Origin of the sequence: Stenotrophomonas sp. BIO128-Bstrain (genome assembly GCF_030128875.1) — a bacterium.
GTDB lineage: Bacteria > Pseudomonadota > Gammaproteobacteria > Xanthomonadales > Xanthomonadaceae > Stenotrophomonas > Stenotrophomonas bentonitica_A.
This window is the reverse complement of sequence record NZ_CP124620.1, coordinates 954,642-970,140: the sequence shown is the minus strand read 5'-3', so window position 1 is coordinate 970,140 and position 15,499 is coordinate 954,642. Positions and strand designations below refer to the sequence as shown.

The following is a 15,499-nucleotide window of genomic DNA, read 5'->3' as shown; positions in this document are numbered from 1 at the left end:
CCATGACCGGCCCCGGCTTCCACGTTGATGTGGTCGACTACCCGGCGCAGCACGCCGCGCTGCACCGGGTCCGGTTCACCGTGTTCGTCGACGAGCAGCAGGTCCCCGCCGAACTGGAGATCGACGCGCTCGACCCCCTGAGCGTGCATGTCCTGGCCTGCGACACCGCCGGCACCCCGATCGGAGCCGGACGGCTCACCCCGGACGGCCGGATCGGCCGCATGGCGGTACTGGCCGCCTGGCGTGGCAAAGGCGTCGGCGAAGCCCTGCTACTGGCCCTGGTCGACCAGGCCCGGGCCCGGGGCTGGCGCGAGGTCGGGCTGCATGCGCAGCTGCCGGCCCGCGTGTTCTATACCCGGCAGGGCTTTCTGCCGGAAGGCGAGATCTTCGAAGAGGCCGGCATCGCCCACCAGCACATGCGGCTGGCCCTGTCCGGTGCAGTCGCGATCGAGCGCGCCGAAGAGGCCGTGGCGATCACTACGGCGCTGATCCACCGCGCCCGCCGCCAGCTGTGGATCCATAGCCGCCAGCTCGACCCCGGCCTGCTCGATGCACCGCCGGTGCTGGAAGCGTTACGCCGCTACGCCACCGCCCGCCACGACAAACAGGCCTGGCTGATCGTCCACGACAGCGCCGCCATCCGTCAGGCCGGCTCACCCGTGCTGAGCCTGCTCCAGCGGCTGCCGAGCGTCTTCCGGGTGCGCGAGGTGAGCGATCCGATCGACCGCGCGACGCCATCTGCCTGCCTGCTCAACGATACGGGCGACTACTACTTTCGTCTGAGCGGCCACCGCTTCGATGGCGAGGCCGGGCTGGCCCAACCGGCACGTTCACGACCGTTGCAGGAAGGTTTGCAGCGCGTATGGGAACGTTCGCGTGATTGCAGCGAACTGCGGGCACTCGGCCTGTAGCCCACCGCGCGGCCCCGAACCTGTCTGGGAATGACACCGCGGTTCCCGCACTGGACCGTACGGTGCCCCTTCCTGTCGCGTTGGGGGTACAATTTGGGGCGTTAGATACCGCCCGCGCAGGCTATTCACTTTTCCCTGCCGGATCATCGAAGCCTTACCCCACAAGCGAATCCGACTCTCCATCGTGGACAATCAACTGAAGCAGTTTGCGCAATCTTCGCAGCTCGCCGGCGGCAACGCCTCCTATATCGAGGATCTGTACGAGCAGTACCTCGTTTCTCCGGACAGTGTCGATCCCAAATGGAAGACCTACTTCGACGGCTTCCAGGGCCGCGAAGCCGGTGATATTCCGCATTCGGCCGTCATCGCCCACATTGCCGACGCCGCCAAAAACGCCATCAAGAGCGGCACCGCTGATGGTGCCGGCGACGAGCGCGAGCGCAATGTCGGCCGCCTGATCACCGCTTACCGGTCGCGTGGCCACCTCGGTGCCCGCCTTGACCCACTGAGCCTGACCGCGCCGACCAATCCGCCGGACCTGGGCCTGCCGTTCCACAGCCTGTCGGAAAGCGACCTGGGCAGTGAGTTCAGCACCGGCGGCGTCGCCGGCCAGCCGCGCATGAAACTGCGTGACCTGCTGGAGCGCCTGAAGAAGACCTACACCGGCTCGATCGGTGCGGAATTCATGCACATCTCCGAGGTCGAGCAGCGCCAGTGGCTGTACCAGCGCCTGGAAATGGCCGGTGGCAACTACAACCTGGACGCAGACACCCAGCGCCGTACCCTGGAGCGCCTGACGGCTGCCGAGGGTCTGGAGCGCTACCTGCACACCAAGTACGTGGGCCAGAAGCGCTTCTCGCTGGAAGGCGGCGATTCGCTGATCCCGATGATGGACACCATCATCCGTGACGCCGGCAAGGATGGCGTCAAGGACGTGGTGATCGGCATGGCCCACCGCGGCCGCCTGAACGTGCTGGTCAACACCCTCGGCAAGAGCCCGCGCAAGCTGTTCGACGAGTTCGAAGGCAAGTTCGAGCACGACGACCACGCCTCGGCCGGCGATGTGAAGTACCACATGGGCTTCTCGGCCGACGTCGCCACCACCGGCGGCGCGGTCCACCTGGCGCTGGCGTTCAACCCGTCGCACCTGGAAATCGCCGATCCGGTCGTGGCCGGCAGCGTCCGTTCGCGCCAGGAACGCCGTGGCGATACCGCCCGCAAGCAGGTGATGCCGATCCTGATCCACGGTGATGCGGCCTTCGCCGGTCAGGGCGTGGTGATGGAGCTGTTCCAGATGTCCCAGGCCCGCGGCTTCGCCGTTGGTGGCACGGTGCACATCGTGGTCAACAACCAGGTCGGCTTCACCACCTCCAATCCGGAAGATTCGCGCTCCACGCTGTACTGCACCGACGTGGCCAAGATGATCGCCGCGCCCGTGCTGCACGTGAACGGCGACGATCCCGAAGCGGTCGTGTTCGCCGCCAAGCTGGCCTTCGAGTTCCGCCAGAAGTTCAGCAAGGACGTGGTCATCGACCTGATGTGCTACCGCCGCTGGGGCCACAACGAAGCCGATGAACCGGCGATCACCCAGCCGCTGATGTACCAGGTCATCCGCAAGCACCAGACCACCCGCGAGCTGTACGCCGCGACGCTGGAAGCCGCCGGCGTGATCGAAGCCGGTGGCGGCAAGGCCCTGGTCGATGCGTACCGCAACAAGCTCGATGCCGGCGAAGTCACCACCGAGCTGGCCCAGGTCGAGAAGACGCCGGCCACCAGCAAGATGTACGTGGACTGGCCCAAGCTGCTCAACGGCAAGCTGTCCGACGCCGTCTCCACTGCCGTGGGCATGGAGAAGGTCAAGCAGCTGGCGCAGATGATCAACACCGTGCCGGAAGGCGTGGAACTGCACTCGCGCGTGGCCAAGGTCTATGACGACCGCCGCAAGATGGCCGCCGGCGAGATCCCGGGCGACTGGGGCTTCGCCGAGAACCTGGCCTACGCCACCATCCTCGACGAAGGCAACAACCTGCGCCTGGTCGGCCAGGACGTCGGCCGCGGTACGTTCACGCACCGCCACGCGATCCTGCACGACCAGAAGACCGACAACTACTACCTGCCGCTGCGCCAGCTGGTCGAGTCGCCGGAACAGGCCACCATCATCGATTCGCTGCTCAGCGAAGAAGCCGTGATGGCCTATGAGTACGGCTTCTCCACCACCGATCCGAACACCCTGTGCATCTGGGAAGGCCAGTTCGGCGACTTCGCCAACGGCGCCCAGGTCGTGATCGATCAGTTCATCGCCGCCGGCGAAGCCAAGTGGGGCCGCATCACCGGCCTGACCCTGCTGCTGCCGCACGGTTATGAAGGCCAGGGCCCGGAGCACAGCTCCGCACGCCTGGAGCGTTTCCTGCAGCTGTGCGCGCTGGAGAACATGCTGGTGTGCGTGCCGTCGACCCCGGCGCAGGCGTACCACATGCTGCGTCGCCAGATGCGCATGACCACCCGCAAGCCGCTGATCGTGATGTCGCCCAAGTCGCTGCTGCGCCACAAGCTGGCCGTGTCGACCCTGGACGAACTGGCCAACGGCGAGTTCCAGCACCTGATCGGCGATGCCAACGCAGACGCCAGGAAGGTCAAGCGCGTGGTGCTGTGCTCGGGCAAGGTCTACTACGACCTGCTGGAAGACCAGACCAAGCGTGGCCAGGACGATGTCGCCATCATCCGCGTGGAGCAGCTGTATCCGTTCCCGCGCGTGGCACTGGCAGCAGAGCTGAAGAAGTACGGCAAGGCGGCCGATGTGGTGTGGTGTCAGGAAGAACCGCAGAACCAGGGTGCCTGGTACCAGATCCGTCACCACCTGCAGGCGTGCCTGGCCGATGGCCAGAGCATCCATTACGCAGGTCGCGCCCGTTCGGCATCGCCGGCCGCTGGACACATGGCTGACCACATCATCGAGCAGCAGAAGCTGATCGCCGATGCCCTGGTCAACCCGTTCAACGACTCGGTCGCTGAATAACTCTCCCCCTCATTCTAGAAAAGACAAACCAGGAAGCTCCCGCATGGCCACCGAAGTCAAAGCCCCGGTACTGCCCGAATCCGTCGCCGACGGCACCATCGCCACCTGGCACAAGAGGGTCGGCGATGCCGTCAAGCGCGATGAAAACCTGCTTGATCTGGAAACCGACAAGGTCGTCCTGGAAGTGCCGTCGCCGGTCGATGGCGTGCTGAAGGAGATCAAGTTCGAGGTGGGCGCCACCGTGACCTCCAGCCAGGTCGTGGCCATCATCGAAGAAGGTGCGACCGCTGCTGCTGCGCCGGCCGAAGAGAAGAAGGCCGACGCCCCGGCCGCTGCTCCGGCACCGGCCGCTGCCGCGCCGGCCGCTGCCGCAGCGCCGGCCCCGGCGGCCAAGTCCGCTGCCGATTCGCTGCCCCCGGGCGCCCGCTTCACGGCCATCACCGAAGGCGTGAATCCGGCCGACGTGGACGGCACCGGCCGCCGCGGCGCGGTGACCAAGGAAGACATCGTCAACTTCGCCCGCAACGGTGGCGCCGGCAAGTCCGGTGGCGCACGTCCGGAAGAACGCGTGCCGATGACCCGCATCCGCAAGCGCATCGCCGAGCGCCTGATGCAGTCCAAGAACGGCACCGCGATGCTGACCACCTTCAACGAGGTCGACCTGTCCAAGGTCTCGGCCGCGCGCAAGGAGCTGCAGGACGAGTTCGTCAAGGCGCACGGCATCAAGCTGGGCTTCATGAGCTTCTTCGTGAAGGCCGCCGCCAACGCACTGCAGCGCTTCCCGCTGGTCAATGCCTCGATCGATGGTGACGACATCATCTATCACGGCTACTCGGACATCTCGATCGCCGTGTCGACCGAGAAGGGTCTGGTGACCCCGGTGCTGCGCAACGTCGAGCGCATGTCCTTCGCCGATATCGAAAAGACCATCGCCGACTACGCCAAGAAGGCCCGTGACGGCAAGCTGAGCCTGGAAGAACTGCAGGGCGGCACCTTCACCGTGACCAACGGCGGCACCTTCGGTTCGCTGCTGTCGACCCCGATCATCAACCCGCCGCAGAGCGCCATCCTGGGCATGCACGCCATCAAGGAGCGTCCGATCGCGCAGAACGGCCAGGTCGTGATCGCGCCGATGATGTATCTGGCGCTGTCCTACGATCACCGCATCATCGACGGCAAGGACTCGGTCCAGTTCCTGGTGGACATCAAGAACCAGCTGGAAAACCCGGGCCGCATGCTGTTCGGCCTGTAAGACCTCCCACCCCTCCGCGCCCGCGCGGAGGGGTTCTGGTTTTACGGCACTGCACCGCACTGCCCTGCTCTCTCCCCCGGCGCCTGCGCGCCACCGGCTTCAAGCGAAGCTCGGGAATGCAACAAGGAACTATCAATGGCTGAACAATTCGACGTCGTCGTCATCGGTGCCGGTCCGGCCGGCTACCATGCCGCCATCCGCGCCGCGCAGCTGGGTCTGAAGACCGCCTGCATCGATGCTGCGCTGGGCAAGGACGGCAAGCCGGCCCTGGGTGGCACCTGCCTGCGCGTGGGCTGCATCCCGTCCAAGGCGCTGCTCGATTCCTCGCGCCAGTTCTGGAACATGGGCCACATCTTTGGCGACCACGGCATCAGCTTCAAGGATGCCAAGATGGACGTCGAGGCGATGGTTGGCCGCAAGGACAAGATCGTCAAGCAGTTCACCGGCGGCATCGCCATGCTGTTCAAGGCGAACAAGGTCACCGCGTACTACGGTTTCGGTGAGCTGCAGCCGGGCAACATCGTCAAGGTCAAGCAGCACGACGGTTCGGAAGTCGAGCTGAAGGGCACCAACGTCATCATCGCCGCCGGTTCGGACTCGATCGAACTGCCGTTCGCCAAGTTCGATGGCGAAACCATCGTCGACAACGTCGGCGGCCTGGATTTCACCGAAGTGCCGGCTCGCCTGGCCGTGATCGGTGCCGGCGTGATCGGCCTGGAACTGGGCAGCGTCTGGAAGCGCCTGGGTTCGGAAGTGACCATCCTGGAAGCGCTGCCGGACTTCCTGGCCGCTGCCGATGCCGAAGTGGCCAAGACCGCCTTGAAGGAATTCAAGAAGCAGGGCCTGGACATCCGCCTGGGCGCCAAGGTCTCCAAGGCCGAGGTGACCGGCAAGGGCAAGAAGAAGGAAGTCGCCCTGACCTACGCCGATGCTGAAGGCGAAAAGAGCCTGGTCGTGGACAAGCTGCTGGTGGCCGTCGGCCGTCGCGCCGCCACCAAGGGCCTGCTGGCCGAAGGCACCGGCGTCAAGATCAACGAGCGTGGCCAGATCGAAGTGGACGCACACTGCCACACCGGCGTCGATGGCGTCTGGGCGGTCGGTGACTGCGTGCGCGGCCCGATGCTGGCGCACAAGGGCTTCGAGGAAGGCATCGCCGTGGCCGAGCTGATCGCGGGCCTGCCGGGCCACGTCAACTTCGACACCATCCCGTGGGTGATCTACACCGAGCCGGAGCTGGCCTGGGTCGGCAAGACCGAGCAGCAGCTCAAGGACGAAGGCATCCCGTACAAGGCCGGCAGCTTCCCGTTCGCCGCCAACGGCCGTGCCGTGGCGATGATCGAGCCGTCGGGCTTCGTGAAGGTCCTGGCACACGCCGAGACCGACCGCATCCTGGGCATGCACCTGGTCGGCGCGAACGTCTCCGAGCTGGTGCACGAAGGCGTGCTGACCATGGAGTTCAGCGGTTCGGCCGACGACCTGGCGCGCATCTGCCACGCCCACCCGTCGCTGTCGGAAGTGGTGCATGACGCCGCGATGGCCGTGAGCAAGCGCGCGATCCACAAGGCCAACTGAGCCTTGTTGGTGGCGTAACGAAAAACCCCGCTTCGGCGGGGTTTTTTGTGGGCGACAGGCAGCGCCGGCCGCTGCCCGGCTCCTCGCCTTGGTAGTGCCGGCCGCTCGCCGGCTCCCCGTCATTGGTAGTGCCGGCCGCTGGCCGGCTCCCCGTCATCCCGACAGCAAGAGCCGCCGGCCAGCGACCGGCACTACCCGATCCCATTCCTGTTCAGGCCGTTGCGACGCGCCCGCCACCCAGCAGCCGCGCCGGAAGCATCAACAGCGCGCGCAGGAAGGCAAACAGCGCCGAGAACGTGATGCCGACCAGGCGGAACGGCAGGCTGACCAGCCACACCAACGGCCACGCCACCAGGGCCAGGAGCGCCAGCGGCCAGCACAGCACGAACAGCAGGCACCACACGCCCAGCGCGAACAGGGTCTTCATCGTCGGTCTCCTTCGACTCGGGGCAACGTCGCCCACCGGGCCACGTTGCCCCGCGCCGGGGAACGCGACAAGCGCGCTGCGACGAACCACGCCCCAGCGCGGATGAAACTGCCGCTGCGGCGATGAAACCGGCGTGCCGACCGTGGCCGGCGCGCCGCCCACTCACGGTACCGGCGGTGACTCCACCGCGCCGCCCTGCCCGCCCGAGCTCAGGCGCAGGCCGATGCTGCTGGCACGATCCGCGCCGCGCGCCTGTTCATGGCCCAGCAGCAACGACAGGCTCCAGCCACGCTGGATCGCCAGATCCACGCCGGCCTGCAGCGACAACACATCATCGTTGTAGCTGCGGAGTGCTACCTGGTAGTCCTGCGGCCGTGACCACGTCGCGTAGTTCAGCGAAGCCATCCCGCGGTCCTGCAGCGCCCGCCGGTACTCGATGCTCCAGAACGGACGCAACCGGCTTTCGGCCGATACCTGCGCACTGCCCTCCACCCCGATGGCCAGCGCGCGGTTTTCCACGGTCTGGCGGCCATAGGCGAGATCCAGCACGCCCAGGCCGTGCTCGCGGTAGGCATCCAGGGTGGTACGGCTGGCATCCCAGCGGGCGTACCCGGTCAGTCGGGTTGCCGCCAGCATCTGCTCGTAGCCCAGGCCGAGCGAACCGAACCACTGAGTGCCATCGCGCCGCGCCTGCGCCTGCGCATCGGCATCGGTGCTCCAGCGCTGCAGATCGAACTGCAGGTTGCCGGTGGCGATCATCGCGTCCACGTACAGGTGCGCGTTGCCACGCCACAGTCCGTACAGCGCCAGCGAGCGCTGGTCGGCGCGCAGGCGGGTGCGATCGTCGTCCTGGTCGCTGTCGCTGCGGCCCACGCTGCCGGCCACGCCGAGCAGCGTGCGTTCGCCGAGACGGCGGTCCACACCGACGCTCAGCCCGTCGCTGCGCAGGTCATAGCGGCCACCTGCGGTGGCCCCGCCGCGGCCGTAGCTCGCGGTACCCGCGGCCCAGGTTCCCCAGCCGGCCGGCAACCACGCCGCGCCGGTACCGAGTGCGCTGCCCAGCGGCAGCGATGCGGCGTTGGGGCCGCCACCGCCACTGGACACCGACAGCGTGTTGCTGGCGGGGTTGCCGCCGTCGCGCAGCTGGCGCAGGCGATCGCGGATGTTGCCCTGTTGCGCGGCGGCGAAACGGACGCTCGCATCCACCTGCGCCTGCAGCAGTCCGGTGACGCCCGGGTCGCGGGTCGGGTCAGGGCGCACATTGACCACCAGCCGCAGTTCCACGCGGGCGGCGGCGTAACCACCACTGGCGGCCTGCTGTGCGGTGATCACGGCGCTGCCTTCAGCGTGTACCTGGACTGTGCGGCCGTCGATGCTGGCCACCGCCGGCGCACTGCTGTGGAAGGTGAACGCACCGGGGCTGACACTGGTCGGCAGCGGCAGCTCGAAGCTGCCCTGCTCCAGCAGACGCGACATGTCTGCCGGCCAGGCCAGCTCCGGCACCGCGGCGGCGATGTCCACGTCCAGGCGCTGCTGTGCCGCGACCTGGTGGTTGGCGTCGCCGGCCTGGTCGGCGGTCAGGCTGCACCGCCCGGACGCCAGCATGACCACGCGCGGGCCGTCCACGCTGCACACCGCCGGGGTGGTGCTGGCGAAGATGATCGGCTGCCCCGAGGCGCCGCCCTGGGCGCTCAACAGGAAGCTGCCTCCCGCGCTGAACACCGGGGCGCCGGGATCGGCGACGAAGGCGCTGATGGCCTGCGCGGCCTGCGCGACCACGAAGCGGTAGCCGAGCGCGGCGGTAAAGCCATGCGCATCGCGGACCTCGACCTGCACCTCGAACGTGCCGGCCTGGATGGCGGTGCCCTCAAGCAGCCCATCAGCGGTCAACCGCACGCCCGGCGGCAGCGCGCCGGACAGCAGCCGGAACGCATACGGGGCGACGCCGCCACGCACTGGCAGGCGCGTGCTCACTGCCTGCCCCAGGGCGACCTCCGGCGGTGCAGTGTCGCCGGGGATGATCTGCGGCGCGTCCACCAGCAGCACCATGCTGCGGCGGGCCTGGAACGGGCCGTCGCCGGTGCTGCTGTCGGTAACCTCGACATCGACCGCAAAGCGGCCCGCAACCACTGGTGTGCCGATCAGTTGCCCGCCCGGCGTCAGCGCCATCCCGGCCGGCAATGCGCCCCCCACCAGCGCATAGCGGTAGGGCGCACTGCCCCCGCGGCTGAGCAGCTGCAGCGTGTAGGGGCTGCCGGCGGTGGCCGCGTCGGGCACGATGTCATCGATCGCTACACTCGGCGCGGCCACGGTGATCGTCACGGTCGCCGGTGCGGAGGTGCTGAAGGCATCGCTGGCGGTGTAGTCCACGCTGTCGGCGCCGGCATAACCGGCGTGCGGGGTGTAGCGCAGCGTGGTGCCCTGCACCTCCAGCGTGCCATGCTGCGGCGCGCGGACAACGTCGATGCGGGTGACGGCACCCTGCAGCGTCAACGGCAGCACGATGCCCGCTGCGCCGTAGGCGATGCCGATGCGGCTGTCCGCCGCGCCCAGGACCGGCAACGGAGTGACCGCCGCCGAAGGCGCCGAGGCCGCGCCTTGGCCGTGTTCGCTGCGTGCGACCACGATGAAACGATACGCGGTGCCGTTGGCCAGCCCGGTCACGGCAATCGGCGAGCCGCTGCCGGTAGCGCTGATGCCGCCCGGTTGCGCGCTCACGGTGTAGTCGAGGATCGCGCCGCTGCCGGCGCGGGCCGGCGCAATGAAATGCACCAGCACCTGGCCATCGGCGGCCACGCCACGCACATCGGCCGGCGCGCCCGGCAGCTCGACGCCGACCAGCACCGCCACCGTGCTGCCGACACCGTGCAATGCGGTCGCCGCGTCGGTGCCTTGTACATTGCGCAGGCTGCCTGCAGCGGCCTGCAGCGCCTCCACGGCGATCCCATCCTCATCGAGGTCATCGGCCTGCACGGTGTAGCCAAAGCGCAGCACGGTGCCCTGCGCATCGGCCGCCTGCGCGAGCAGCACGGCCTCGCGCTGCTGTGCGCCGATACGCAACTGCAGTACCGGTGGCACGCCGACCTGCAGCGGCTGGTCGAAGCCGACCTGGAACGCAAGCGTCTGCCCCGCCAGATAGCGGCCCGCTGCAGGCGGAGTGACCCGCAGCACGCGCGGCGCATCCAGCACGGTCAGCGCGTCCGATGGCGCCGAGGCCGCGCCGCTGCCCACGCGGTTGATGGCGGTAACGGTAAAGCGCTGCGCGACGCCGGCAGGCAGGCCACCGATGCGCAGCGGGCTGCCCGCGCCGCGCACGCTCTGCCCGCCTGGCAGCGCCTGCACCAGGTAGCCGGTGATCGGGCTGCCACCGTCGAACGCCGGGGCCACGAAACGGATCTCGGCAGTCTGGCTGGACGCCAGCACGACCTGCACGATCGCTGGCGCACCCGGTGCCACCGCCCGCACTTCGAAGCGATGCGAGACGCGTACGGCGGCACGGGTGGCGGCATCGCCGGGCTGGTCGGCATCGATGCCGCAGGTGCCGGCCGCCAGCAGGGTCAGCGTGCCGTCGGGGCCCACGCTGCACACCGCCGGTGTGGTGGCCGTCCACTGCACCGGCAACTGGCTGCTGGCGGTGGCGGTCAGCCGCGGCGACGTGCCGAGGTCCTGCGGGCCCGGATCGGCGAACTGGATCTGCTGGTCGGCCATCGGCACCACCGGTGCCGACAGCGCCGAGGCCGCGCCCGTGCCGGCCGCGTTGCGCGCGGCGACGGTGAAGCGGTACGCCGTACCGTTGCGCAGGTTGGTCAGCACCGCCGGCGATTGTGCCACCGGTACCTGCAGGCCACCGGGCTGCACGGTGACGATGTAATCCAACACCGTGCCGCCGCCGTTCTGCTGCGGCGGATCGAAGGTCACCGTCGCCGTACCGTCGTCCGCACGGACGGCGGTGATGGTCGGCGCATCAGGCGCCACGGCCCCCACGGTGATGCCAGCGGTGGAACCGACGCCGGCCAGGACCAGCACCGCATCGACGCCGTCGGCGTTGCGCAACCTGCCCCCGTTCAATCCGAGCGATTCGATCGCGATCCCGTCCAGATCCCGCTGCCCGGGCAGTACGGTGTAACGGAAATCAAGCGTGGTGCCGCCCGAGCCGGCGTCGTACTGCGCCGCCACGCGCTCGCTGCCGATCACCAGCATCAGCTGCGGCGTACCCGTCACCTGCACCGGCTGGTCGAAGACAAGCTGGAAGTCGAGCGACTGGCCGGCAACATAGCGACCCCCGGCCGGTACCTGCACCGCGCTGATCCGCGGCACGGTCGGCAGGGTGACCGGGTTGGAGGCCACCGACATCGTCCCGGGACCGCTGGCCGTGCGTGCGCGCACATGGAACGTGTAACGTCCCCCTGCCTGCAGGCGCTCCACCCGTATCGGGCTGGCGGCACCGGAAACCACCGATGCACCTGGCAGGGTGATCACCTCGTAGGCTGTGATCGCGCTGCCGCCATCACTGCCAGGCGGGTCGAAGAATACGTCCACGCTGGTGGCGCCCGCGCGTTCGGCGCGCAACATGGTGGGTGCCGACGCGGTGCCGGGCACCACCATGAAACTGCGCGCTACCGGCGTGGCTGCGGTGATGCCGGCCGTGCCGGGCTGCTCGGCGAGCACGGTACAGGTGCCGGTGCTGAGCAGGCGGACGCTGGCAGGCGCTTCGGCCTGGCACACCAACGGAGTCTGGCTGCTGTACTGCACCGGCAGCCCGCTGCTGGCCGTGGCGGTGAGCGACAACAGGGTGCCGACCGGCTGTGGGGCCGGCAACGGGAAGGTGATGGCCTGGCTGGCCTGCGGGGTGACCGTGTTGCTCGGGTCCGAGTCGACACTCACCTCGGTGCCGTTGTCGGCACGCACGCGGAACTGTACCGGCACGCCATTGGCCAGCCCGGTGACGGGGATCGGCGAGGCGCTGCCGGTGGCCTGCGCGCCGCCGCTGGAGATCACGACGTAGTGCGCGATCGGCGCCCCGCCGTTGCGGGCCGGCGCCTGGAAGCTGATGCTGGCTTCGCCGTCTGCGGCGGAGGCGACCACCCGGGTCGGCGCGTCCGGTACACCCGCCGCGACGCTGCCCGCGTAACCCGAACTGGCGCTGGCCCTGGTCGCATCGGCCACGGTGATGGTGGCACTGAAGCCACCGGCCTGTTCGGGCACCCCGTGCACGCGGCCATCGGGCTCCAGCACCAGGCCGGCAGGCAGTTGCCCTGCCGTGATCGTGAAGGCGTAGGGCGCGGTGCCGCCGCGAACCCCCAGGGTCTGGTCGACGTTGCGGCCCACGGTCATCACTGGCGGCGTGATGGCGTCCAGCGTGAGCGGCGCGGCCGAGGCGTTCTCACAGCGTACGACCGCGTTCATGAGGTAGCCGCCGCGGGTACTCACGGAAAGGTACAGGCCGTTGGCCACCAGGTATCCGGCCGGCGTACTGCCCGTATGAGGGCCTGGCGTCCCGGTGAAACTGCGATAGTCGTATGCCACCGAGGAAAAGTTCGCCGCACGCAGGATGACGCTGTCCGACTGGGTCAGGTTGATACGTGGGTCCAGCCCGCTGTCGAGGAAGGTGACGGAGACGATGTCACCCGGCAGGAATTTCGTGGGCTGCTGACTGGTCGTCATCGTGACGCCACCGCTCAACGCGTTGACCGCCGCACACCCCTGTGATTCGGCCATGGCCATGCCGCTGCCCAGCACCAGCTGCAGCACACCGGCGCCCATCCAGATGGCGGCCCGCGCCAGCCTGCCCTTCCCTGCCCCTGACAGCATCCGCACTTCCCCTTGCCCGTCCGTTCAGCGCGCGCCGCCGTGGTCCGGTCGGCAACGCCGTCGCTGTGGTGATCGTCGAGATGGGGAAACGCACACGGCCGCACACCGCGTGGCGGTGGCGACATGGCTGGATTCCCCTGGTACCGGGTGCGGTAACGGCCCGGCGCAGGGGATCTTTAGCGGTTTGTGGGCGCCATCACAGTGCAGGCCAATGCGCGATGCCCCGGCCGCTTACTCGAACGAACCCACCGAATCGTGCGACAGATTGTCGAAGCGGGTGTATTCACCGAAGAACTTGAGCTTGCACGAGCCGGTCGGGCCGCCTCGGTGCTTGCCGATGATGATCTCGGCCAGGCCCTTGTCCGGGGAGTTTTCCTTGTTGTAGTAATCGTCGCGGTAGATGAAGACGATCATGTCCGCATCCTGCTCGATAGCGCCGGATTCGCGAAGATCGGCCATCACCGGGCGCTTGTCGGTACGCGTTTCCAGCGAGCGGTTGAGCTGGGACAGGGCGATCACCGGCACGTTGAGCTCCTTGGCCAGGCCCTTCAACGAACGCGAGATTTCCGAGATTTCGGTCGCGCGGTTTTCGCTGTTGCCCGGCACGCTCATCAGCTGCAGGTAGTCGATCACGATCAGGCCCAGGTCGTGCTCGCGCTTGAGGCGGCGGCACTTGGAGCGCAGGATTTCCGGCGACACGCCCGGCGTATCGTCGATGAAGATCTTGGTTTCCTTCAGCATCCGGATCGCGCCGGTGACGCGGCTCCAGTCCTCGTCTTCCAGCTGGCCGGTACGCAGGCGCTGGGCGTTGATGCGGCCATTGGAGGAAATCAGGCGCATCGCCAGCTGCGAGGCCGACATTTCCATCGAGAACACCGCCACGCCCTTCTTGGATTTGATCGCGGCGTACTCGGCGATGTTCAGCGCGAAGGTGGTCTTGCCCATGGCCGGACGCGCGGCCAGGATGATCAGGTCGGTCGGCTGCAGGCCGGCGGTCATCGCGTCGAAGTCGGCATACCCGGTCGGCAGGCCGGTGATGTTGCCGCCGTTCTCGAAGCGGATGCGGAGCTCTTCGAAGGCATCCTTCAGCGCGCCGGGCATCGCCACGAAATCGGTGCGGCCGCGCGCGCCCTGCTCGGCGATCGCGAACACGGACTTTTCCGCGGCCGAGAGCAGCTCGCTGCTCTCGCGCCCTTCGGGCTGGAAGCCATCGTTGACGATGTCGGTGCCGACCTGGATCAGCTGGCGCAGCACCGCCTTGTCGCGCACGATCTCCGCATAGGCGGCAATGTTGGCGGCCGACGGCGTGGTGCTGGCCAGTTCGATCAAGTAGGCGCCATCGCCGACCAGCTCCATCTTGCCCTGCGATTCGAACCACTCGCCCAGGGTCACCGCATCGAACGGGCGGTCGCGCTCGGACAGCTCGCGGATCGCGCGGTAGATCATCTGGTGATCGCGGCGGTAGAAGTCGGTTTCGGTCAGCTGGTCGTTGACCCGGTCATAGCTTTCCGGGGCCAGCATCAGCCCGCCCAGCACCGCCTGCTCGGCCTCGATCGAATGCGGCGGCACGCGCAGGGCGTCGATGCGCATCTCATCGCGATCAAAGCGGTCACCGCGGTCTTTGCGGTCGGAACGGAAACCAGAACGGGCGGACATGGGGGGCGTACTTCCTGCAGTGTGAGGCGTGGGACATGGTAGGCACGCGGGGAGCCCCGCAGCCATGCACAAACCTGTGGATAAGCAGTGGATGGGCTGGGGATACCGGCGCCTGCCGGAACGATCGGCCGGGGCCGTCGCATTGCATGCGACGGACGCCATTGCGACGCCCGTCCACGCCATTATCGCAGAAGCGCCACCCGCCCGCGGTGGATCAGTGCGTGCCGCCGTGGGTGCCGACCCAGGCGATGAACGTGTCCACGAAGCCCTGCAGGAAGTCCTTGGTGCCCTCGTTGCTGATCGTGCCCTGCTCGTCGATCAGCCCTTCCTTGAAGTGCAGGAAGGCCTCGGGCTGGCCCAGCACCGGCATGTCCAGGTAGGCCAGGATGTTGCGCAGGTGCTGCTGGGCCAGGGCGGTGCCGATCACGCCGATCGAGGCACCGATCACCGCCGCCGGCTTGCCGGCAAAGGCACTGTCGCCATACGGGCGAGAGCCGAGGTCGATGGCGTTCTTGAGCACGCCCGGCACCGAGCGGTTGTATTCGGGGGTGACGAACAGCACCGCATCGGCGTCACGGATCTGCTGTTTGAGGCGGACGCCCTGGCTGGGGTAGTCCTTGTCGAAATCCTGGTTGTACAGCGGCAGGTCGCCGATCTCCACGTAGGAGAACGCCGCCTTGCCGGCGGCCAGCTTTTCCAGCGCGCGCGCCAGCGCCTGATTGTGCGAGCCCTTGCGCAGACTACCGACGAGTACGGCGATCTTGTATTCGGCCATCACGTTTGCTCCGTTGGGGGGAAAGGTCCAGCCTAGGCGGACCTACCTTCGGCAACGGTGAAGGCGACGTCAGCCACGC

Annotated in this window: 8 protein-coding genes; 4 read left to right on the top strand and 4 right to left on the bottom strand. The window is 68.0% G+C overall.

What is annotated here, in order from left to right:
- Nucleotides 1-2 precede the first annotated feature (2 nt).
- The 4 genes from POS15_RS04350 (at nucleotide 3) to lpdA (ending at nucleotide 6,751) form a co-directional block, all read left to right on the top strand.
- Nucleotides 3-911 (top strand): GNAT family N-acetyltransferase, encoded by a 909-nt coding sequence (locus POS15_RS04350; protein ID WP_019185933.1) that lies wholly within the window; start codon nucleotides 3-5, stop codon nucleotides 909-911.
- Nucleotides 912-1,095: 184 nt separating this feature from the next.
- On the top strand, nucleotides 1,096-3,927 hold the full coding sequence (locus tag POS15_RS04345) for a 2-oxoglutarate dehydrogenase E1 component (RefSeq protein ID WP_284129053.1): 2,832 nt from the start codon (nucleotides 1,096-1,098) through the stop codon (nucleotides 3,925-3,927).
- Between the two features lie 43 nt (nucleotides 3,928-3,970).
- A complete protein-coding gene (sucB, locus tag POS15_RS04340; protein ID WP_284129052.1) occupies nucleotides 3,971-5,179 on the top strand; it encodes a dihydrolipoyllysine-residue succinyltransferase in 1,209 nt (402 codons plus the stop codon).
- 135 nt (nucleotides 5,180-5,314) lie between these two features.
- Nucleotides 5,315-6,751 (top strand): dihydrolipoyl dehydrogenase, encoded by a 1,437-nt coding sequence (lpdA, locus tag POS15_RS04335; RefSeq protein ID WP_019185930.1) that lies wholly within the window; start codon nucleotides 5,315-5,317, stop codon nucleotides 6,749-6,751.
- Between the two features lie 211 nt (nucleotides 6,752-6,962).
- On the opposite strand, the gene POS15_RS04330 is transcribed toward lpdA, so the two are convergent.
- From POS15_RS04330 to POS15_RS04315, 4 genes are all read right to left on the bottom strand, one after another.
- On the bottom strand, nucleotides 6,963-7,178 hold the full coding sequence (locus tag POS15_RS04330) for a hypothetical protein (RefSeq protein ID WP_102787997.1): 216 nt from the start codon (nucleotides 7,176-7,178) through the stop codon (nucleotides 6,963-6,965).
- Between the two features lie 162 nt (nucleotides 7,179-7,340).
- Nucleotides 7,341-12,989: an autotransporter domain-containing protein gene (locus POS15_RS04325; RefSeq protein ID WP_284129051.1), complete on the bottom strand. Its 5,649-nt coding sequence runs from the start codon at nucleotides 12,987-12,989 to the stop codon at nucleotides 7,341-7,343.
- Between the two features lie 231 nt (nucleotides 12,990-13,220).
- Nucleotides 13,221-14,645 carry a replicative DNA helicase gene (locus tag POS15_RS04320; protein ID WP_019185928.1) on the bottom strand — a complete coding sequence of 475 codons (1,425 nt, stop codon included), beginning with the start codon at nucleotides 14,643-14,645 and terminating at the stop codon, nucleotides 13,221-13,223.
- A gap of 214 nt (nucleotides 14,646-14,859) precedes the next feature.
- On the bottom strand, nucleotides 14,860-15,420 hold the full coding sequence (locus tag POS15_RS04315; RefSeq protein WP_266085144.1) for an NADPH-dependent FMN reductase: 561 nt from the start codon (nucleotides 15,418-15,420) through the stop codon (nucleotides 14,860-14,862).
- Between the last annotated feature and the right edge of the window lie 79 nt (nucleotides 15,421-15,499).

Excerpts from the sequence above, each read along its gene's own strand:
- POS15_RS04350 (WP_019185933.1), top strand. The coding sequence starts at position 3 with ATGACCGGCCCCGGCTTCCACGTTGATGTGGTCGACTACCCGGCGCAG.
- sucB (WP_284129052.1), top strand. The coding sequence starts at position 3,971 with ATGGCCACCGAAGTCAAAGCCCCGGTACTGCCCGAATCCGTCGCCGAC.
- lpdA (WP_019185930.1), top strand. The coding sequence starts at position 5,315 with ATGGCTGAACAATTCGACGTCGTCGTCATCGGTGCCGGTCCGGCCGGC.
- POS15_RS04330 (WP_102787997.1), bottom strand. The coding sequence starts at position 7,178 with ATGAAGACCCTGTTCGCGCTGGGCGTGTGGTGCCTGCTGTTCGTGCTG.
- POS15_RS04325 (WP_284129051.1), bottom strand. The coding sequence starts at position 12,989 with ATGCTGTCAGGGGCAGGGAAGGGCAGGCTGGCGCGGGCCGCCATCTGG.
- POS15_RS04320 (WP_019185928.1), bottom strand. The coding sequence starts at position 14,645 with ATGTCCGCCCGTTCTGGTTTCCGTTCCGACCGCAAAGACCGCGGTGAC.
- POS15_RS04315 (WP_266085144.1), bottom strand. The coding sequence starts at position 15,420 with ATGGCCGAATACAAGATCGCCGTACTCGTCGGTAGTCTGCGCAAGGGC.